This is a genomic window from Rhizobiales bacterium NRL2 (genome assembly GCA_001664005.1).
GTDB lineage: Bacteria > Pseudomonadota > Alphaproteobacteria > Minwuiales > Minwuiaceae > Minwuia.
Map to the genome: position 1 here is coordinate 3845122 of CP016093.1, position 21320 is coordinate 3866441.

The 21320-nt window shown below is 68.1% G+C and carries 17 protein-coding genes; 8 read left to right on the top strand and 9 right to left on the bottom strand.

Translation table 11 applies throughout. The features are described from left to right. Positions 1–38: 38 nt before the first annotated feature. Together TEF_17975 and TEF_17980 are read left to right on the top strand one after the other, a co-directional pair. Positions 39–545: a hypothetical protein gene (locus TEF_17975; GenBank protein ANK82466.1), complete on the top strand. Its 507-nt coding sequence runs from the start codon at positions 39–41 to the stop codon at positions 543–545. A 176-nt stretch (positions 546–721) separates the two neighbouring features. Beyond that, on the top strand, positions 722–1951 hold the full coding sequence (locus TEF_17980; protein ID ANK83588.1) for a 5-aminolevulinic acid synthase: 1230 nt from the start codon (positions 722–724) through the stop codon (positions 1949–1951). A gap of 4 nt (positions 1952–1955) precedes the next feature. Here the strand turns inward: TEF_17980 and TEF_17985 are convergent, their stop codons facing one another. Continuing rightward, positions 1956–2771 (bottom strand): hypothetical protein, encoded by an 816-nt coding sequence (locus tag TEF_17985; protein ID ANK82467.1) that lies wholly within the window; start codon positions 2769–2771, stop codon positions 1956–1958. Positions 2772–3049: 278 nt separating this feature from the next. On the opposite strand from TEF_17985, the gene TEF_17990 reads away from it, so the two are divergent. After that, positions 3050–5083, top strand: coding sequence for a hypothetical protein (locus tag TEF_17990; protein ID ANK82468.1), 2034 nt, complete (start codon positions 3050–3052; stop codon positions 5081–5083). A 48-nt stretch (positions 5084–5131) separates the two neighbouring features. Beyond that, positions 5132–5956: a hypothetical protein gene (locus TEF_17995; GenBank protein ID ANK83589.1), complete on the top strand. Its 825-nt coding sequence runs from the start codon at positions 5132–5134 to the stop codon at positions 5954–5956. Between the two features lie 15 nt (positions 5957–5971). Here the strand turns inward: TEF_17995 and TEF_18000 are convergent, their stop codons facing one another. From TEF_18000 to TEF_18025, 6 genes are all read right to left on the bottom strand, one after another. Further along, positions 5972–6565, bottom strand: coding sequence for a hypothetical protein (locus tag TEF_18000; protein ANK82469.1), 594 nt, complete (start codon positions 6563–6565; stop codon positions 5972–5974). Then, complete coding sequence (locus TEF_18005; protein ID ANK82470.1) at positions 6562–7446, bottom strand: hypothetical protein; 885 nt, start codon at positions 7444–7446, stop codon at positions 6562–6564. The genes TEF_18000 and TEF_18005 overlap by 4 nt, the downstream gene beginning before the upstream one ends. After that, complete coding sequence (locus TEF_18010; protein ID ANK82471.1) at positions 7422–8354, bottom strand: ornithine carbamoyltransferase; 933 nt, start codon at positions 8352–8354, stop codon at positions 7422–7424. The genes TEF_18005 and TEF_18010 overlap by 25 nt, the downstream gene beginning before the upstream one ends. Beyond that, positions 8351–9538 (bottom strand): acetylornithine transaminase, encoded by a 1188-nt coding sequence (locus TEF_18015; protein ANK82472.1) that lies wholly within the window; start codon positions 9536–9538, stop codon positions 8351–8353. Before TEF_18015 ends, TEF_18010 begins: the two co-directional genes overlap by 4 nt. A gap of 126 nt (positions 9539–9664) precedes the next feature. Next, positions 9665–10456: a multidrug ABC transporter permease gene (locus tag TEF_18020; GenBank protein ANK83590.1), complete on the bottom strand. Its 792-nt coding sequence runs from the start codon at positions 10454–10456 to the stop codon at positions 9665–9667. Between the two features lie 119 nt (positions 10457–10575). Further along, a complete protein-coding gene (locus TEF_18025; protein ID ANK82473.1) occupies positions 10576–12234 on the bottom strand; it encodes a thiamine pyrophosphate-binding protein in 1659 nt (552 codons plus the stop codon). A 141-nt stretch (positions 12235–12375) separates the two neighbouring features. Here TEF_18025 and TEF_18030 point away from each other — a divergent pair, with 141 nt between their 5' ends. Genes TEF_18030 through TEF_18040 form a run of 3 tightly spaced genes read left to right on the top strand, consistent with a single transcriptional unit; the run spans position 12376 to position 15330 of the window. Further along, positions 12376–13524, top strand: a complete 1149-nt coding sequence (locus tag TEF_18030) for an acyl-CoA dehydrogenase (GenBank protein ANK82474.1) — start codon at positions 12376–12378, stop codon at positions 13522–13524. Continuing rightward, positions 13521–14558, top strand: a complete 1038-nt coding sequence (locus TEF_18035) for a hypothetical protein (GenBank protein ID ANK82475.1) — start codon at positions 13521–13523, stop codon at positions 14556–14558. The genes TEF_18030 and TEF_18035 overlap by 4 nt, the downstream gene beginning before the upstream one ends. A 4-nt stretch (positions 14559–14562) precedes the next feature. Next, positions 14563–15330 (top strand): hypothetical protein, encoded by a 768-nt coding sequence (locus TEF_18040; protein ANK82476.1) that lies wholly within the window; start codon positions 14563–14565, stop codon positions 15328–15330. A 146-nt stretch (positions 15331–15476) separates the two neighbouring features. Here the strand turns inward: TEF_18040 and TEF_18045 are convergent, their stop codons facing one another. Together TEF_18045 and TEF_18050 are read right to left on the bottom strand one after the other, a co-directional pair. After that, positions 15477–18611 (bottom strand): hypothetical protein, encoded by a 3135-nt coding sequence (locus tag TEF_18045; GenBank protein ID ANK82477.1) that lies wholly within the window; start codon positions 18609–18611, stop codon positions 15477–15479. Further along, a complete protein-coding gene (locus TEF_18050) occupies positions 18608–20005 on the bottom strand; it encodes a hypothetical protein (GenBank protein ANK82478.1) in 1398 nt (465 codons plus the stop codon). Before TEF_18050 ends, TEF_18045 begins: the two co-directional genes overlap by 4 nt. Before the next feature lie 132 nt (positions 20006–20137). Between TEF_18050 and TEF_18055 the strand changes: the two genes are divergently transcribed. Continuing rightward, positions 20138–21295 carry an acetylornithine deacetylase (ArgE) gene (locus TEF_18055; GenBank protein ID ANK82479.1) on the top strand — a complete coding sequence of 386 codons (1158 nt, stop codon included), beginning with the start codon at positions 20138–20140 and terminating at the stop codon, positions 21293–21295. Positions 21296–21320: the final 25 nt, after the last annotated feature.

Here is a 21320-nt window from a genome sequence, read left to right on the forward strand (position 1 = left end):
AATCGCCTCGCAAAGGTTTCGAGGGCAAGGAGTACGCCATGAGCGAGCCTGCGACCAAGGTCGACGAGAAGAAGACGAAGGATCATCAGATCATCCACGTCCCCAACACGCTGCGCGCCAAGGTGGGCTCGGGCAGCGGCGTCGACCCGGATCTGATCAAGAAGGCCCAGGACGCCATCGACGAGATGGCGGAGGAGTTTCGCGTCTGGGCCGAGAAGGACATCATGAAGGTCCAGGAGATGGTGGCGGACACGCCGAACCAGACCGGCGATCTCGACAAGCACTATGACCGCATCTTCGGCGTCGTCCATGACCTGAAGGGCCAGGGCGGCACCTTCGGCTATACCCTGCTGACCAGCGTCGGCGACAATCTCTGCCACTTCATCGACAATCTCTCCGCTCCGTCCGTGGATGACCTGACGGTGATCGCGCCGCATGTCGAGGCGCTGCGGGCGATCCTGAAGCACGACGTACGCGGCAGCGACGACCCCATCGGCGTGGAGATCGTCGACAGCCTGCACAAGCTGACCCAGCGCCGCCGCTGACGGCCGCGCCAGCGGCGCCTCGCCACGTCCGCGTGGCCTGTGTCACATTGCCGTTCGACGTCAATCCGTTATTGTGATTTCCACAACCAGCGCGCTTGTTCGCGCGCGGGAAGCGGAACGCCGGCTGCGGCCCGCCGCGGCGCAAGGCCAACACGACGCCGAGAAGGAACGGTATCATGGACTACGGCCAGATCTTCTCCGATGCCGTGCGGCAGCTCCATGACGAGCGTCGCTACAGGATCTTCACCGAGCTGGAGCGTCACCTGGGCGAATTTCCCCGGGCGACCAATCACTCCCGCGACGGCCGGCCCGGCGTCACCGTCTGGTGCTCGAACGACTATCTGTGCATGGGCCAGCACCCGAAGGTGGTGGAGGCCATGAAGGCGGCGGTCGACCGCATGGGCGCGGGCGCCGGCGGCACCCGCAACATCTCCGGCACGCATCACGCCATCGTCGAGCTCGAGAAGGAGCTGGCCGACCTTCACGGCAAGCAACGGGCGCTGGTGCTGACGTCGGGCTTCGTCGCCAACGAGGCAGCGATCTCGACGATCGCGCGCTTCCTGCCCGGCTGTGTGATCTACTCCGACGAGCTCAACCACGCCTCCATGATCGCCGGCATCCGCCATTCCGGGGCAGAGAAGAAGATCTTCCGCCACAACGACATCGATCATCTCCGCGAACTGCTGCAGGAAACCGATCCGGCGCGGCCGAAGCTGATCATCTTCGAAAGCGTCTACTCGATGGACGGCGACATCGCGCCGCTGGCGAAGTTCTGCGACCTGGCCGACGAGTTCGGCGCCATGACCTATCTGGACGAGGTCCATGCCGTGGGCATGTACGGCCCGCACGGCGCCGGCGTCGCCGAGCGCGACGGCGTGATGGACCGAATCGACATCATCCAGGGCACGCTGGCCAAGGCCTTCGGGGTGATCGGCGGCTATATCGCCGCATCGGCCGATCTGGTGGATACCGTGCGCTCCTACGCGCCCGGCTTCATCTTCACCACCGCCCTGCCGCCGGGGATCGCCGCGGCGGCGACCGCCAGCATCCGCCATCTCCGCACCAGCGACGCGGAGCGCGAGAAGCAGCAGGAGCGGGCGGCGACGCTGAAGGCGCGGCTGGCCGCGGCGGGACTGCCGGTGATGCCCTCGGTGACGCACATCGTGCCGGTGCTGGTCGGCGAGCCGGCGCTGTGCAAACAGGCCACCGACATGCTGCTGGACGACTACGGCATCTACATCCAGCCCATCAATTTTCCGACGGTCCCGAGGGGCACGGAACGGCTGCGGATCACGCCGGGTCCCGGCCATGACGACGCCATGATGGATCAACTGGTCGATGCGCTGCTGATGGTGTGGGAACGCCTCGGCCTGCAGCTTCAGCCCAAGGCCGACGCGGCGGAGTAGCCCTTCAGGCGGCGCCGACGTCGAAACTCGGCCCGCCGAAACCCGCCTCCACGGGAATGTCGATCATGCGCCGGTCGCCGCGCCGGTAGACGTGCGGCGTGACCACCACCGGCGGGTTGCGCCGGGCGTGCTCCAGTGCGTCGGCCACACTCTCCGTCCGCGCCAGCCGGACCAGGTTGAGCCGCGTGGCGAACACCATCGTGACCTGCCCGGCTTCCGCCTGGCGGATGGCCTCCCCGGGCCGGACCCAGACGCTGTCGACGGCCTCGGTGCCGTCATGGCTGGCCAAAGCCGACTGGGCCTCCGGCATTTCCGCGATGAAGAATGGCGTGTCGAAGCGTTTCGGCAGCACCGGCGGGGTGATCCAGTGGGCGAACGGCACCAGACTCCGCAGCGGAAAGCGCAGATCCTCGCGCTCGGCCATCTCCCCCATGGTGACGCGATTGGCTTCCAGGTCCGCCGCATAGCGGTCCTTCAGCTGCCCGCTTCGCGCCGCGCCAAGGGCGCTGCCATCGGCCTCCAGCGCCAGCAGCACGCCGATCTCCTCGAAGGCTTCACGGATCGCCGCCACGCGGAAGCCGAGGGCGATGTCGTCCAGCGGTTCGGCGTCCAGTGCGCGAGAGCGGGCCCGCACATCCGAATCCTCGGGATCGACCTTGCCGCCGGGAAAGACCATCGCACCGGAGGCGAAGTCGATCTCGTGATGGCGGCGGACCATGAAGACCTCCAGCCCCTCGACCCCGTCGCGGATCAGCAGGAGGCTGCTCGCCGGCTTGGGCTTCACATGGTCGAACTTGCCGCTCAGGTCGGGACCGGACATCCACACTCCCCCGTTTCATGTCAGGTGCGGGGAGGCTATCGCATATCCGCCGCGCCGGGTGAAACGCTGTTTCGGCGCGGGGCCCATGACTTCCCGGCGATCTGGCATGTACCGTGCTACGTAGGGGTCTACGGCGGCGGAATCGTGACCGGGGAATGGGAAACATCTCATCTTGTGATATCCGCCTACCGCGCCAGCATGTCTAGACTGGTAACGGGCGTCATCGCGGGTCCGGCGGCAGCCGGGCCCATCGTCGCAGAAGCAGGAGGACATCCCTCGTGAAACGGTTCCTAATCATCGTCGCGGCCATTCTGGTCATTCTTATCGCCGCCGTGGTCGCGCTGCCATTCGTCGTGCCCAAGAGCGCCATGGTCGACTACGTGGTCGCCAAGATGGAGGAGGCGACGGGCCGGAAGGTCACCGTCGGCGGCGAGCCCGAGTTCTCGGTCTTTCCGGACGTCACCCTGTCGATCAACCAGGTCTCGCTTTCCAATTTCGAAGGCGGCTCGACCGAGAACATGGCCGAGATTCGCTCCGCCGATATCAAGGTCGACCTGATGGCGGCGCTCTCCGGCGAGGTGGTCGTCCGCCGCTTCGTGCTGGTCGAGCCTGTGATCGTCATCGAGAAGAACGCCGAAGGCCGTTTCAACTTCGATTTCGGGGGTGCCACGGCCGCCGCCGGCGACGGCGAGAAGCTGGAGCGCAGCGGCGAATCGGGCGGCGGCGACCTGGTGCTCTCGCTGGACGATTTCCGGATGGAGAACGCGACGGTGGTCTACATCGACGCCCAGACCGGTGAGCGCCACGACATCAGCGGTCTGAACACGACGATGTCCCTGCCCTCCATGTCCGGTCCCTTCGACATGACCGCGGACGCCGAATGGCGCGGGCGAAGGGTCAACATCGTGGCCCATGTCGACGACCCGTCGGCGATCACGGCGGGCCGTCAGACGGCGATCAACGCCGAGGTTTCCAGCGACGACCTGTTCTCCATCGCCTTCAACGGCGCCGCCACGGCCGGCGCCGCGCCGGAGGCCGCCGGCCGTGGCACGGTTTCCGTCGCCAATGTGGCGGAACTGCTCGCCTGGGCGGACATCGTCCTGGGTCCCGACGTCAGGCTGCCCGGCACCCTGTCGCTGGAAGGCGACATGACGGCCTCGCCGACGCGCCTGGCCATCGCCGAGGCCGCCATTCTCTTCGACAAGAACCGCATCGAGGGCTCGATCGCCGCCGAACTCTCCGGCCAGCGCCCGGCGGTCACCGCCGAGCTCACGGCCGGCGACCTGGATTTCCGCGCCTACCTGCCCGAGGGCGGCGGCGCGGCGGCGTCGGGGGGCAACGGCGCGGCCCCGGCGGGAAGCTCCGACTGGTCCGACGACCCCATCGATCTGAGCGCGCTCGGCGCAGCGGACGTGGACCTGTCGCTCAAGGCCAGTTCGATCACGACGGGTATGCTGGATGTCGGCGCCACGGACATCGCCGTGACCGGCCGCGGCAACAGCGCCGAAGTGACGCTGCGCCAGCTCGCGCTCTACGAGGGCAACGCCACCGGCGGCGCGAAGATCGACCTGCGCGGCGCAGAGCCCGGCATGTCGGTGAAGCTGGAACTCGCCGGCGTGCAGGCGCGCCCGGCGCTGCAGCAGTTCGCCGATTTCGGCGACTTCCTCGGCACGGTGAACGCGGACTTCGATCTCACCACCCGCGGCAATACCGAGCGCAAGCTGGTCTCGGCGCTGAACGGCGCGGGCCGGATCACGGTCACCGACGGCGCGATCATCGGCTACAATCTCGCCGCGGCGGTGCGCAATGTCTCCACCGGCGGGCTCGACATGACCTACGACAAGTCGGAGAAGACCGACTTCGCGGAGCTGTCGGGCAGCTTCACGGCGAAGAACGGCCTGATCCACAATCCGGACCTGGCCATGAATGCGCCGCTGCTCCGGGTCACGGGATCGGGCGACATCGCCCTGCCGCCGCGCACCATCGACTACCGCGCCGTGCCGAAAGTGGTGGCCAGCCTGGCCGGTCAGGGCGGCGGCGACGACCGCGGCATCTCGGTACCGATCCTGATCAGGGGCTCCTGGGACGATCCCTCGGTGCAGCCGGACATGGAAGGCATCGTCAGGGGCGTTCTGGAATCGCCGGTGGATGCAGCCAAGGGCGTGGCGGACACGGTCAAGAACGTCGGCGAAGGCGGCGCGGGCGCGGTCAAGGGCGTGCTCGACAGCGTGACCGGCGGCAGCGGTTCGGAGAAGGGCGATGACCCCGTCTCCGGCGCCACGAAGAAACTGAAGGGCCTGTTCGGCGACTGAGGCAGGGCAACGACAACAAGAAATCGGAGAAGCCATTCAATGACGGAAATGGAAGCATCGAACATCGGTGAGTTCCTGACGGCCTACTTCATCGAGTACGGCCTCGCGGTAATCGGCGTGGTGATCATCCTGATCGCCGGCTACTTCGCCTCCAACTGGGTCGCGCGGCTGGTGCGGGCCGGCCTGATGCGCACCGGCAAGATGGACCCGATGGTCGCGCGCTTCACGGCGACCATCGCCCGCTACGGCGTCCTGGCCTTCGCGGTCATCGCCGCGCTCGACCAGTTCGGCGTGGAGACCACCAGCTTCGTCGCCGTGCTCGCCGCCGCCGGCTTCGCCATCGGCCTGGCCTTCCAGGGCACGCTGGGCAACCTGTCAGCGGGCGTGATGATCCTCATCTTCAAGCCGTTTCGGCAGGGCGATTTCATCGAGGGCGGCGGCACCTCCGGCACCGTCGAAGACGTGCATCTGTTCATGACCGAGCTGAAAACGCCCGACAACGTGCAGATCATCATGCCCAACGGTCAGCTGTGGAACACCGCGATCAAGAACTACAGCTTCCATCCCACGCGGCGGCTCGACCTGCTGCTCGGGATCGGCTACGGCGCGGACATCGGCGCCGCGATCGACGCGATCAGGGAGATGGCGAACGCCGACGAGCGCGTCCATCCCGATCCCGCCCCCATGGTGGTGGTTTCGAATCTGGGTGAGAGCTCGGTGGATCTGACCATCCGGCTGTGGTGCAACGCCACCGACTACTGGGGTCTGAAGTGGGAATTCACCCGCGCGCTGAAGGAGAAGATGGACGAGCTGGGCGTCGAGATTCCGTTCCCGCAGCGCACCGTCCACATGGTGAAGGACGCGGCGGACTGACCCACCTGCCGCCGCTCAGAGTACGAAGTCGCCCAGGTGTTCGGCGATTTCGTCCTCGAGGCGGCGGTTGAGGTCGCGCCCCATCTGCTCGACGAATTCCACCAGCACGACATCGCGTTCGTTCAGGGTCAGGTCGTCGCGGACCGTCTGGGAGCGCTCGACGACCGCGTGGGCGAAACCGCGGCCGCGCGCGTTGGCGACGTCGATGCGGACCTCGATACGGCCGGCGAACCGGCTGCCCTGCTGGGTCTTGAACAGCGCCTGCAGGGACTTGTCCGTCGCCAGATCGGTTTCCGTGATCGACGCGTCCAGGATGGCATAGGTCGCCTGCCCGCCCGATCCGGCGGCCCGGAGCCTGTCGCGGGCCCAGTTGGCCGCGACCCGGGCCGGCGGCGTCGGCAGCAGATGCTCGATGTTGGGCGGCTGTCCCGGGGCGACGAAGGGCTGGCGGACGTCCAGCGCCGCGGCGTCCAGCCGGATCGGCGGCAGGTGCCGGAAGGTGACCTGGGGCACCGGTTGCTCGAACGGCTCCGGTGCAGTGCCGCCTTCGCAGGCGGCCACGGCCAGGCCGCCGGACAGGACCAGAAAACCGCGCCTCGTCAGGTTCATTCCGTCTCTCCCAGCAACTCCCCGGCGGAGAAATCATAGGCCCGCGCACAGAACTGGCAGGTGACGGTGACCTTACCCGATTCGTCGGCGAGGTTCCTGATCTCCTCTTCGGGGAAGCGCCGCACAACGGTCACCACCCGATCCGCCGAACAGGTGCATCGGTCCTGCAGCGGCTGCACGTCGTGCAGCCAGACGCCATCCTCATGGAACAGCCGGTAGAGCAGTTCCGGCGCCGTCAGGGACTGGTCCAGCAGTTCCTGCGGCTTCACCGTCCGGGCCAGAACCTGGGCCGTGTTCCAGTCCTCGGCCGCCTTGTCCTCGTCGGGGTCCTTCGGCAGGGACTGCAGCATCAGACCGCCGACCCGCCAGGCGCCATCCGGGCCGCGCGTCGATACCGCCCGGAACAGGGTCGGAAGCTGTTCGGACTGCTGGAAATAGTGCTCGGCGCAGCTCGGCAGATCGTCCCCCAGAAGCTCCACAAGACCCTGGTAGCGCTGACGGTCGCCCTCCCGGTCGATGGTGAGCGCCAGACTGCCCCGCCCCAGCAGGCTCGCGGCGGGACTGGCCTCGGCGGCTTCGCCCTCCTGCTGGCGCAGCCTGACATAGCCGCGCAGGTCGCCGCGGTCCCGATAGTCGCAGACCAGCATGTTCGCCGGGCCGTCGCCTTCCGCCTGGAAGGTGAAGATGCCGTCGAAGTCCAGTGCGCTGCCGATCATCGCCGACAGCGCCAGCGCCTCGCCCAGCAGGGCCGCCGGCGCGGGCGGCAGGTCGTGGCGGTTCAGGATGGCGTCCGCGACCGGCCCGAGACGCACGAGCCGGCCGCGGATCTCTCGGCCGTTGAGGTGGAAAGGCTGGATCAGGTCGTCGTCGAGAGACACCAATTGAGAATGCCCTTCTGTGCGTGGACGCGGTTCTCCGCCTGGGCGAAGACGACGGATTGTGGACCGTCGATCACCTCCGGCGTGACCTCCTCACCGCGGTGGGCGGGCAGGCAGTGCATGAATATGGCGTCGGGCCTGGCCGCCGCCATCAGCGCGCTGTCGACCTGGAAGGGCGCCAGGCGATTGTGCCGGTCGGCGGCGTCGTCGCCCATCGAGACCCAGGTGTCGGTGACGACGCAGTCCGCGCCGTCCACCGCCGCCCTGGGGTCGTTCGTCAGGATCACGTCTCCGCCATTGTCGCGGGCCCACCGCAGCACCTTCGGATCGGGCTCCAGACCCACCGGGCAGGCCAGGCGCAGGCGATAGCCGAAGCGCGCGGCGCCTTCGATCCAGCTGTTGGCCATGTTGTTGCCGTCGCCGCACCAGGCCACGATCTGACCGCGGGAGGGCCCGCGATGCTCCTCCAGCGTCAGCACGTCGGTGACGAGCTGGCAGGGATGGCCGGAATCGGACAGGCCGTTGATCACCGGCACGGTCGCGTGTTCGGCCAGTTCCGTCAGGTTCTGCTGGGCGTAGGTGCGCAGCATGATGGCGTCGCAATAGCCGGAAAGCACGCGCGCGGTATCGGCGATGGTCTCGCCGCGGCCGAGCTGGAGATCGCCGGCGTTGAGGATCACGGTCTCGCCGCCGAGTTGACGCATGGCGGCGTCGAACGACACCCGCGTGCGCGTCGAAGGCTTTTCGAAGATCATCACCAGCAGACGGCCGTCCATCGGCCGGTCGTCATCGGGCGCCGCCTTCGGTCTGCCCTGCCGGGCCGCCTTGCGGCGGCCCGAGTCCTCCAGCACCGCCCGAAGCTCGGCCTCGGGCGTCTCCGCGATGGAGAGGAAATGCGCGCCCTGGATCATGACGCGGAATCCTTGGCCACCAGATCCCGGCAGGCGCCCTCGATCATCTCAAGGGACTCGTCGACCTCTGCGTCGGTCACCACCAGCGGCGGCAGGATGCGGACGACATTGTCGCCGGCCGGCACGGTCAGCAGCTGCCGCGCCCTGAGCGCCGCCGCCACGTCGCCATTGGTCATGGCGCATTCCAGGCCCAGCATCAGGCCCGTCCCGCGCGTACCCCTGATTACCGTCGGATAGCTGTCGGCGATGGCGGCGAGGCCTTGCTTCAGGCGGCTGGAGACCACGTTGACGCGCTCCAGGAAACCCTCGGCCAGCACCTCATCGATAACCGCATTGCCCACGGCCATGGCCAGCAGATTGCCGCCATAGGTCGTACCGTGGCTGCCGGCCGTCATGCCTTTCGCCGCCTCCTCGGTGGCCAGGAAGGCGCCCAGAGGGAAACCGCCGCCGATGCCCTTGGCCACGCCCATGACATCGGGCGCGATGTCGGTCCACTGGTGCGCGAACAGCTTGCCCGTCCGGCCCATGCCGCACTGGACCTCGTCCATCAGCAGCAGGATGCCGTGCTTGTCGCAGAGCTTGCGCAGGCCGGTCAGGAAGGCGCGCTCGCCGACGCGGACGCCGCCCTCGCCCTGCACCGGCTCCACCAGGATCGCAGCGGTGTTCGGGCCGATCAGCTTCTCGGTCGCCGCCAGGTCGCCGAAGGGCGCCTGGTCGAAGCCGTCCACGACAGGGCCGAAGCCGTCGAGGATCTTCTTCTGGCCGCCGGCCGCCATGGTGGCGAGCGTGCGGCCGTGGAAGGCGCCCTCGAAGGTGATGACGCGGTAGCGTTCGGGGTTGCCGTTGGCGCTGTGATACTTCCGGGCGGTCTTGATGCAGCCCTCCATCGCCTCGGCGCCGGAGTTGCAGAAGAACACGGTGTCGGCAAAGCAGTTGTCGACCAGCTTCTTCGCCAGCCGCTTCTGGCCCTCGATCTCGTAGAGATTGGAAGTGTGCCAGAGCTTGCCCGCCTGATCGGTCAGCGCCTTGACCAGCGCCGGATGGCTGTGGCCCAGCAGGCTGACGGCGATGCCGCTGCCGAAGTCGAGGAATCGTCGGCCGTCCGCCGTGAAGAGGGCAGCGCCCTCGCCCCGCTCGAAGGAAATTCCAATCCGGGCATAGGTGGGCATTACGGCTTCGATCATTCTCGCCTCCAACGGCGGTTCTGCTGTGTCGATACAGACTATGGTGGGTTTGGAGTACCTGTTCACCGCCCGCGGGACTGGCCTGAGCGGGAAAAGGCGGGGGTGTATCGGGCGCTTGCCCTACGGTCAAGCCTTGAGGTTGTAGCCTCGTCGGACCAGGGCGTAGGCCCAGACCGCCAGAACGGCGTCGATCGCGAACAGCACGGCGGCGCCGAGGCCCAGGGGCGCGTCCCCCTGGCCGACCAGCGCGTGGCGGAAACCGTCGATGGCGTAGAAGAACGGATTCACGTGTGCAATCGCCTGTGCGAATTCGGGCAGTCGTTCGATCGAATAGAATGTGCCGGAAAGAAAGGCAAGCGGCGTGATCACGAAGTTCGTGATGAAGGCCAGATGATCGAACTTGTCGGCCCAGAGCCCGGTCAGGAGGCCGATGAGCCCCATCATCAGCGAGGCCAGCAGCACGAACAGCACCGACCAGCCGATCGAATGGATCGGCAGTTCGACGAAGAACGACATGGCGACGATCACCGACACGGCGACGGCGAAGCCCCGGGTCACGGCCGCCGCGGCCATGGCGGAGACCATCTCCGCGGGGCTGAGCGGCGGCATCAGCAGATCGACGATATTGCCCTGGATCTTGGCGATCAGCAGCGCCGACGACGAGTTGGCGAAGGCGTTCTGGGTCACCGCCATCATCGCCAGGCCGGGCGCCAGGAAGACCTCGAAGGGCACGCCGCCCACCGGTCCGCGCATGTCGCCGAGCGCCAGGTTGAAGATGGCGAGGAACAGCAGCGTCGTGATGATCGGCGCGAAGACGGTCTGCCCCGCAACCTTGACGAAGCGGTGGACCTCCTTCGAGTAGAGGGTCCAGAGACCGATCCAGTTGACGCGTCCGATGTCCTGGGGCTTGGGCTGCATGACGGTTCCCGGAGGGGCGGCCCGGGGCCGCGCGTGGGTGACGAAGCCCTTCACCTAGAGAGCGGGCGGCGATTGGGCAAGCCCTGGCTTCGCCGCATCTCACTCGCCGCGGCGGGTGTCTAGCCCTTCGACTGCAGGCCCGAGATGGTGACCGTCGGCGAGAGCACGTCGGGATCGATGCGGACCTCGATGATCGACGGGCCGTTCTGCTTCAGCGCCGTCTCCAGCGCCGGCCTGAAGTCCTCTGTCTTCTCGACGACCGCGCCGTGGCAGCCATAGGCCCGCGCGAGGTCGGCGAAATTCGGGTTCTTCAGCAAGGTCGCGATCTCGCGGCCGGTGTAGTCGCGCTCCTGGTGCATGCGGATGGTGCCGTACATGGCGTTGTTGATCACCAGGAAGACGATCGGCAGGTCGTACTGGGCGGCGGTCGCGAACTCCTGGCCGTTCATCATGAAGCAGCCGTCGCCTGAGAAGCTGATGACGTGGCGGTCGGGGTGCACCAGCTTCGCCGCCACCGCCGAGGGCACGCCATAGCCCATGGAGCCGGACGTCGGCGCGAGCTGCGTGCGGTAACGCTTGTAGCGCATGAAGCGGTGCAGCCAGACGGTGCAGTTGCCGCCGCCATTGGCGTAGATCGTGTCCTCGGGCAGGTTCTCCGACATCCAGTTGACGATATCGGCCATCTGCACGTCGCCCGACATCGGCACCGGCGTGGTGAATTCCAGGAAGCGCTGGTGCGCCGCCTTCGCCACGCCCCTGTCCTTGCGCACGACGATGTTCTCGATGGTGCCGGCGAAGCCCGCCGGTGTCGCCACGAGTCCGAGGTCCGCCTGGTAGACCCGGCCGATCTCCTCCGGGTCCGGATGGACATGCACCAGCCGCTGCACGGGGCGCGGAATGGCCAGGTAGGAATAACGCCCGCTGGTCATCTCGCCCATGCGGGCGCCGACGACGATGACCAGATCGGCGGTCTTGATCCGCTCGACCAGATCCGGGTCGGGCGCAATGCCGGCGCAACCGGCATAGGCCGGACCGCGGTTGTCGACGAAATCCTGGCAGCGGAAGGAGGTCATCAGCGGGATGTCGTTGGCCTCGGCGAATTTCGAGATCTTCCGCCCCGTCTCCTCCGACCAGCGCCCGCCGCCGACGATGATCACCGGCCGTTCGGCCGCCGCGACCATCGCCTCGAAGCGGGTGATGTCCTCGCCAACCGGTGCGTAGTCCGGCGCGTGGAAGGGCGTGCCCAGCGCACCTTCGGCGTGATCGCGCAGCATGTCCTCGGGCAGCGAGACCGCCACCGGTCCGGGCCGGCCGCCGGCGGCGGTATGGAAGGCGTGGCTGACGAACTCGGTGGCGCGGCCGGCGTCCTGCAGTTCGCCCGTCCACTTGGTGACCTGGCTGAGGAAGCGGCGGTAGTCGAGTTCCTGAAAGGCCTCGCGCTCGGTCTGGTCGCGGGCGACCTGGCCGATGAAAAGGATGACCGGCGAGGAATCCTGATGCGCGATGTGCAGCCCCGGCGTCGCGTTGGTCGCGCCGGGGCCCCGGGTGACGAAGGCGATGCCGGGCTTGCCGGTCAGCTTGGCGTAGGCGTCGGCCATCATCGTGACCCCGCCCTCCTGACGGCAGGTGATCAGGCGGATGTCGGGCCGGTCGTGCAGGGCGTCCAGCGCCGCGAGATAGCTCTCGCCCGGCACGCAGAAGGCCAGGTCCGCGCCGTGATGGGCCAGCGCGTCGACCAGAAGCTGCCCGCCCGTGCGCTGATTGGTGTTCGTGGTCATCCCCGCCTCTCCGCCAAGCCTCCGAAGCCCAGCGACGCTACGGCCCGGCCGATCCGCGCGCAAGACCGGCGCGTAAGCAAGATTGACCGGACCGCGCCTGCTGATAGGTTTGGCGGCCGGGGAGAAATCAGGGACAGACCGATGGGATTCTTCAATTTCGAGCCGCTCACGCTGCCGCCCGAGGCCGAGGCCCTGCGCGGCGAGGTGCGCGAGTTCATCAAGGAAAACACCGCCCACATGAAGCCCGTGGACCGGGCCTTCAACTGGATGGGCCGGGACCGCGACTTCTCGCGCAAGCTGGGTCAGCGCGGCTGGATCGGCATGACCTGGCCGAAGAAATACGGCGGCCACGAGCGTACCTTCCTGGAGCGCTATGTCGTCATGGAGGAACTGCTGGCCGCGGGTGCACCGGTGGCCTCCCACTGGGTCGCCGACCGCCAGAGCGGGCCGATGATCCTGTCCGTCGGCACCGAGGAGCAGCGCGAATTCTTCCTGCCGAAGATCGCCGCCGGCGAATTCAGCTTCTGCATCGGCATGTCGGAGCCTGATTCGGGCTCCGACCTCGCCGCCACGCGTTCGCGGGCGACGAAGGTCGACGGCGGCTGGCATCTGAACGGCACCAAGGTCTGGACGTCCGGCGCACACACCGCCGACTGGATGATCGGGCTGTTCCGTTCCGACCCCAACCCGGAAAGCAAGCACCAGGGTCTGACCCAGTTCCTGATCGACACGAAGTCGGAAGGCCTGTCGATCCGGCCGATCATCAACCTGGCCGGCGAGCACCATTTCAACGAATGCGTCTTCGAGGACGTCTTCGTTCCCGACGAGCGGCTGATCGGCAAGGAAGGCGACGGCTGGCACCAGGTGACCAGCGAACTCGCCTTCGAGCGCAGCGGCCCCGAACGCTATCTCTCCTGCATCCAGCTCATCTACGAGATGCTGGCCGTGGCGCAGCACCGCGGCGACCCGGCGCTGACCGAGGAACTGGGCCGCATGACCGCGCACGTCATGACGCTCCGGCGCATGTCGCTGGCGGTCGCCGGCAAGCTGCAGCGCGGCGAGAACCCGGCGCTGGAGGCGAGCGTGGTCAAGGACGTCGGCGGCGTCTTCGAGCAGTCCATCCCGGAAATCGCCCAGCGCCTGATCGACGAGGAACCGACGCTGCAGGACGGCACGGACTTCCAGGAGGTGCTCGCCTTCCTGATGCAGGAAGCGCCCAGCTTCTCCCTGCGTGGCGGCACCCGCGAAATCCTGCGCGGCATCATCGCCCGGGGGCTCGGCCTCAGATGAGCGAACTGCGGAACATCCTGACCGACAGCGTCAACGGCCTCTTCGGCGACCGGGTGACGAAGGAACTGCTGACGCAGTTCGATGCCGACGGCAATGACGGCGGCCTGTGGGACGAGGTCGAGGCGCAGGGCCTGACCCGGCCGCTGGTCTCCGAGGAGAATGGCGGCGTCGGCGGCGAATGGCGCGATGCGCATGTGCTGCTCTACGCCAGCGGCTATCACTGCGCGCCGGTGCCCATGGGTGAGACGATCCTGGCGACCTGGCTGGCCGAGAAGGCCGGCCTGCCGGTGCCGGACGGCGTCTCTACCATCATCGACGGCCGCGACACGCTGCAGCTGGCGGGCGGCAAGCTCTCCGGCGCTGCCGGCCGCGTACCCTGGGCGCGGAAGGCCGGTCATGCCGTCTTCGTCGCCGAGGACGAGGGCGGGCCCAAGATCGGTCTGCTCGACCTGTCGCAGGCGAAGATCTCGGAAGGCGAGAACGTCGCCAAGGAGCCGCGCGACGACGTCACCGTCGACGGTGTGTCGGTCGAGATCGCCCCCCTGCCCAACGACATGCCGGCCGACGGCGTGCTGCTCTACGGCGCCATGATCCGCGCTGCGCAGCTTGCCGGCGCGTTGGAGAAGGTGCTGCAGCAGGCGGTGCAGTACGCCAGCGAGCGCACCCAGTTCGGCCGCCCGATCGGCAAGTTCCAGGCGATCCAGCAGGAGCTGGCGAAGACCGCCGGCGAGGCCGCGGCCTCCGGCGTCATCGCCGAAGCGCCCTTCGCGGCGCTGGACGAGGGCCAGCCGGCCGAGTTCCTGATCGCGGCGGCGAAGGCGCGCGCATCGGAGGCAGCCGGGCTCGCGGCCTCGGTCGGACATCAGACGCATGGCGCCATCGGCTTCACCTACGAGCACAGCCTGCACTTCGCCACGCGCCGGCTGTGGTCGTGGCGGTCCGAGTTCGGCGGCCAGCGCTTCTGGTGGCGCCGGCTGGGCGAGCGGTCGGTCGGACGCGGTCCGGACATGTTCTGGCCGGACATCACGGGATAGTCGCATGAGCAACCACGAACTGGTGCGCGTCGAGCGCGAGGCGCGTGACGGCGGCCCGATCGCACGGCTGATCCTCAACCGGCCGGGCAAGCTGAACGCCATGTCGCGGCAGATGAACCGCGAGCTGCGAGAGGCGGCCCGCGAGCTGTCGCAGGATCAGGACCTGCGCGCCGTCGTCCTGCAGGCGGCGGGCGATCGCGCCTTCGTCGGCGGCGCGGACATCGGCGAGATGTCGCAGATGGACGGCCCTTCGGCGCGTGAGTTCATCACCAACCTGCATCTGGCCATCGACGAGGTGCGCCGCCTGCCGGTGCCGGTGATCGGCCGCATCCACGGCTATTGCCTGGGCGCGGGGCTGGAGCTGGTGGCGGCCTGCGACTTCCGCGTTGCCAGCGACAACGCGAAATTCGGCATGCCCGAGGTCCGCGTGGGCCTGCCCAGCGTCATCGAGGCGGTGCTGCTGCCCCATGTCATGGGCTGGGGCAAGGCGGCCGAAATACTGCTTACCGGTGACATGATCGATGCCGAAGACGCGCGTCTCTGCGGACTGGTGCAGAAGGTCACGACTAAGGACAGGCTGGACGAGCAGGTCGACGCCTGGCTCGGCTCCATCCTCGCTTCCGGCCCGAAGGCCGTCCGTCAGCAGAAGAAGCTGATCCGGTCATGGGAGAACATGCCCATCGACGCCGCGATCCGCGCCGCCATCGATGCCTTCGAGGAGGCCAATCAGGGCCCCGAACCGCGCGAATACCTGTCGAAGGCGCTCAGGTAACTCCTTCACAGCCCGCCTTCGCCTTCGCCGTCATCCCCGCCTTGTGCGGGGGTCCGGCAGGAGCCTGATGCGGGTTGCTGCCCGATCCGCCTTCAAGTCAGACCGGATGCCCGCACAGGGCGGGCAAGACGCCATTGACCGGATACTCAATCCGCCCCTTCGGCGCCGCGCAGGCGGCGGACGAGGCGGCGGCGGCCTTCGCCGATGTCGATCAGCATGCCCAGCAGCGCCGGCACGACGAACAGCACCAGCACCGACGCGGTGGCCAGGCCGAAGACGATGGTGATCGCCATCGGGATCAGGAACTGGGCCTGCAGGCTGGTCTCGAACATCAGCGGCGTCAGCCCGACGATGGTGGTGATCGAGGTGAGCGTGACCGCGCGGAGGCGGTCGCCGGCGCCTGAGACAATGGCTTCCATTGCGCCCTCGCCCTCGGCCACGCGGTCGTCGATGGCGGCGACGAGGATGATCGAGTTGTTGACCAGGATGCCGGCCAGGCCGATCAGCGCCACCAGCGACAGAATGGACAGGTCGTAACCCAGCAGCAGGTGGCCGAGAACCGCGCCGATCAGGCCGAAGGGAATGATGGACATGACGATGATCGGGCGGCTGTAGGAGGCGAAGACCCAGGCCAGGATGATGTAGATCGCGGCGAGGCCGACCGCGGCGCCCACCTTCATGTCGCCAAAGGTCTGCTGTTGTTCCTCGGCCTTGCCGGCGAAGCGGTAGTCGACGCCGTACTGCCGGGCGATGCGGTCGAGCGGTCCGTTCTCGAGCGCGCTGAGGATGGCCCCGGCGCCGGCGACGGTCTCGTCGATCTCGGCATACACCCCGACTTCCCGGTGGCCGTCATTGCGCCGGATGCGGGCAAAGCCGGCGTCCTCGCGGAAGCGGACCACCTCCTCCAGCGGCGTCTCGGCGCCGGAGGGACTACGGATGTACATGGTCCGGATCGCGGCCTCGGTCGCGGCCTCGTCGGGCAGCTGCACGCGGACCGTGACCTCCTCGTCGCCGCGCGCGAAGCGTTTGGCGATCGCGCCCTGGAACGCATCCCGGACCTGGCGGGCCACGGTTTCGGTGGTATAGCCGAGCGCCCGCCCCCGGGCGGTCAGTTCCAGGATCAGCTCCTGCTTGCCATAGGGCAGGTCGTCCTCGACGTCGCTCACGCCGGCGAAACGGTCCAGTTCCTCCTTCACCGCCTGGGCCGCCCGTTTGAGGCTCTGCACGTCGCCGCCGAACAGGCGGATGTCCAGTTCGCGCCCGGGCGGGCCGGCGGCCGGCTGCTGCATCGAAAAGCGCTTCAGGCCGGGGACCGGCCGGAACTCCTCGCGCCAGGCCTCGACCACCTCGGCGGTGCGGACGTCGCGGCTGTCGGACGGCGCCAGTTCCACCTGGATGCCGCCCAGATTGTCGCCCGGCACACTCTCGAAGGAGCGGCCCTGGCTGCGGCCCACCCGCTGGAAGGCGATCCTGACCAGGCCGCCCTCGCCATCGGTCAGGCGCTGCTCGGCGCGGCCCAGCGCATCGACCAGTTCGTCCAGCGCCGCCAGCGCGTCCTCGCGCGGGGTGCCGGCGGCCATCTCGATATTGCCCTCGATGGTGTCGGACTCGGGGCTGGGGAAGAAGTTGAAGCCGACGCGGCCACTGCCGACCAGGCCGATGGAGAGGATCAGCGCGGCGACAATGGCGCCGATGGTGACATAGCGGTAGTCCACGGCGCGCTGCACCGCCGCCGTGAAGGGTCCATCCCGCAGCCGGTCGAACCCCGCATCGAAACGCTCGCGGAATCGCCCGTACCAGCCTGCGCGGCGGCTGTCGCCGTGCAGCGCCTCGCGCAGATGTCCGGGCAGCACGAAGAAGCACTCGATCAGGCTGGCGACGAGGACTGAAACGACGACCAGCGGAATGGCGACGATGATCTGACCGATGACGTCGCCGATCATGAACAGCGGCATGAAGGCGGCGATGGTGGTCAGCGCCGCCGCGGTCACCGGCGCCAGCATGCGCAGCGCGCCCTTCTCCGCCGCTTCCAGCGCACCGTGGCCGCGCCGCCGCAGGGTGGCGGCGTGCTCGCCGACCACGATGGCATCGTCGACGATGATGCCGAGCGTCATGATCAGTGCGAACAGGCTGACCATGTTGATGCTCTGCCCGGTCAGCAGCATGACCGCGGCGGTGGCGAAGATCGCGACGGGGATGCCCATCGCGACCCAGAAGGCGACGCGCGCCGACAGGAAGATGAACAGCACCACCAGCACCAGAACCAGCCCGCCCAGGCCGTTGTTGACCAGCAGGCTGATGCGGTCCTCGATCAGGGCGGCAGCGACGCTGTATTCGGTGATCTGGACCGTAGGCGGCAGGGTCGGCCGGATGTCGGCGACATAGTCCTCCACGATCGCCGCCGCCTCCAGCGCGTCGGTCGTGGTCGCGCGCTTGACGATCATCTCGATCGCCAGGTCGTCGCCCAGCCGCCCCACGGGCTGGTTGTCGTCGAAGCCTTCCGTCACCCGGGCGACGTCGCGCAGCAGGATCGACTGCCCCCCGGCGGTCGCGCGCAATTCGATCTCGCCGAAGCCGGGCGCGGTCTTCCGCTCGCCCAGGGCGCGCACCTGCTTCTGGGAGGCGCCGCCCAGTTCCCCGGACGGCAGGTCGACGGACGTTGCCGCGATCCGCTGGGCGATGTCGCCGATGGTCATGTCCAGCCGGCGCAGCGCCTGCGGTGGCACCTTCACCTGGACCTCCTCGTCGCGCATGCCGAAGAAGTCGATCTTGTCGACACCCCGGGCCAGCAGGTCGTCGCGGATACGCTTTGCGACGGTCTTCAGCTCGGCCTCGCTGACATCGCCGCTGATCACCAGCCGCGAAATCTCGTCATAACGCACCACGCGCTTGACCAGCGGTTCTTCCGAATCCTCGGGCAGGGTCGTCACCCCGGCGACGGCGGCGTCCACGTCGGAAAGCGCCGACTGCATGTCGGTGCCGGCCTGGAACTCCACGACGATGGTCGCCGCGCCTTCGCTGGAGTAGGAGTTGACCTCCTTCACCCCGTCGAGGAAACGCACCTCCGGCTCCACCGCCGAAACGATGTTGGAATCGACGTCCTCGGCGCTGGCGCCCGGCCAGACGATGGAGACGGTGACGAAGTCCAGGCCGGTATCGGGGAAGAACTGCGTGTTCAGCCGGTCGAGCGCGAAGATGCCGCCGATCAGCATCAGCGCCATAAGCAGGTTCGCCGCGTTGCGGTGGCGAACGAAGATCGAGACGAGCTGGGCGGGGTTCATCGGCCGCTCGCGGCTTCGGCCCCGTCATCGCCGCCGGCGGCCGCGTCGCGCACCCGCACGCCGGGCGCCATCTCGTTGAACCGGGTCAGCACCACCCGGGCGCCGCCTTCCAGTTCGCCGTCGACGATCACATCGTCGCCCTGCCGCGCCAGCACCTCGACGTCTCGGCGGACCAGGCGGCCCTCCTCGATGACGAAGACGCGATTGTCGTCGTGGACCGCGACGGCCGGCAGGCGGATCGTGTCCGGGAAGCGCCGGTCGGGCAGCTCGATCTCGACGAAGGCGCCGGGACGGATCGGCAGATCCAGGCCGTCGGCGGCCAGCAGGGCGTAGAAGGTCACGCCGCCGGAACCCGGATCGATCTCGGAAGTGATGCGGGAGATCACGGCCTCGTAGGTCAGACGCTCCGGCCCCATTTTCCAGGTCACGGTGGCAGGCCGGCCATCCAGCCCGCCGTCGGCGAGCAGACGCCCGTACTGGGCGTCCGAGAGGTGCCCGCGGGCCTCCAGCGAGTCGGCAGCGACCAGGTGGGCGACGCGGTCGCTGGGGCCGAGCAGGGACCCGACCTGCGCCGAAACCTGGGAAAGGAAACCGTCGAAGGGCGCGCGCAGCTCCGTCCGCGTCAGGTCGCGCTCGGCGCGGGCGAGCGAGACCTGCAGTCGCTCGAGCGCGGCCTGTTGCTGCTGCATGCGCGCCTGCTCGGCCTCGATCGCCGCCTCGCGCTGGGTGACCTTCTGCTGCTGCGTCTGATACTCGATCCGGGCGTTGCCGAGCGACTGGTCGGAAATCGTGCCCTTCTGGTTCAGACGCTCGAAACGCTGCACGTCCTGCGCCTTGATCTCGAGGATCGAGCGGTCCTCGATGAGGGCTGAGCGCTCGGAGGCGAGCCGCGCGCGGGCCTCGGCGACGCGCGCCCGGGTCTCGGCGATCTGCGCCTTCAGTTCGTCGACGGCGGCGACGTAGTCGAACGGGTCGATGCGGAGCAGCAGATCGCCCTGACGCACCGTTCCGCCATTGCGAAAATAATCGCCGACCTCCACGACCTCGCCCTGGACAAGGGCCCGCATGTCGGCCTCCCGGCCCGCTGCGATTTCTCCGAACGCGGTGATGACCGGGAAATTGTCGCTGCGTTCGGCCGCCATGGTCGAAACCGAATAGACCGTCTCGCCGCGTTCCGCCGGCGTCAGCGTGGAGCGGGTCATGAACAGCGCCACGGCGCCGGCGACGCCCGCCAGGATCAGCGCGATCAGGCCGACATAGTTCACCATCCGCCGACGGCGGCCAGAGCGCACGCCGCCGGGCGCTTCCGGCGCGCCGGAGACGCGGAGGAGGTCGCCGTCGCGCGCCGTCGGCCTAGTCTCGGTCCATTCGCTCTTGCTGGAATCGGGCGCCACTTGCTTTACGTTCCCGTCAATCACGCCGCAGATATGGATGCGGCGCAGATGTGAAACAACGACCCGGTACGCAACAGTTCGTAACTGAACCGGACCCTATCATCGCCCGGCCCGGATAACTAACGTGACGCCATGAACAGCCAGACTGACAACGCCATCGAGATTCTCGAGCGGCTCGTGGGCTTCGATACCACCAGCCGGGATTCCAATCTGCCCCTGATCGACTGGACCCGCGATTACCTGGGCGGCCTGGGCATCGAAAGCCGCAAGGTGATGAGCGAGGACGGCCGAAAGGCCAACCTGGTCGCCACCATCGGCGGGGATGGTGACGGCGGAGTCGTGCTCTCCGGCCATACCGACGTGGTGCCGGTTGACGGCCAGGACTGGCGTACCGACCCCTTCCGCCTCACCCGCAAGGGCGACCGTCTCTATGGCCGCGGCGCCTCCGACATGAAGGGCTTCATCGCCTGCGCGCTGGCCGCCGCGCCCCGCCTGAAGGAGAACCGGCTGTCGCGGCCCGTCCACTTCGCCTTCTCTCACGACGAGGAGGTCGGCTGCCTGGGCGTCGGCGGCATCATCGACCACTTCGCCACCACCGATCTGAGGCCCGCCATGTGCCTGGTCGGCGAGCCGACCATGATGCGCGTCGTCAACGCCCAGAAGGGCTGCACGGTCTTCCACACCACCCTGAAGGGCAGGGAAGTGCATTCCTCCCAGATCGACCGGGGCGTCAACACCGTCTACTACGGCGCCGAACTGGTCAGCTTCATCGCCGGCCTGGCCGAGGAACGGATGCAGCGCCCCGCCCCGGCGTTCGATCCGCCCTACACGACCGTCCATGTCGGCCTGATGCATGGCGGCACGGCGGTCAACATCGTGCCCAATCACTGCGAGATCCGCTGGGAATACCGCGCCGTCCCCGGCGACGACGGCGCCGACATCCGCGAACGCGTGCAGGCCTTCATCGAGGAAAACCTGTTGCCGCGCATGCGCAAGGGCTTCCCGGAAGCATCGGTGGAAACGATCGTCAAGGCCGACGTGCCGGGCCTCGCGCCCGAGCCGGACGGCGCGGCGGAAACGCTGTTCAAGCGCCTGGCCGGCCGCAACGACACCGAAGCCGTGTCCTATGGCACCGAGGGCGGAATCTTCCAGGAGGCCGGCATGTCGACGGTGATCTGCGGCCCCGGCGACATCGGCGTCGCCCACCAGCCGAACGAGTTCGTGGACGTCGACCAGATCAGCCGCTGCATGGACCTGATGGACCGCCTGGTCGCTCATCTGGCCGACTGACCAGCCCGGTTTCCGCCCCGAAGGC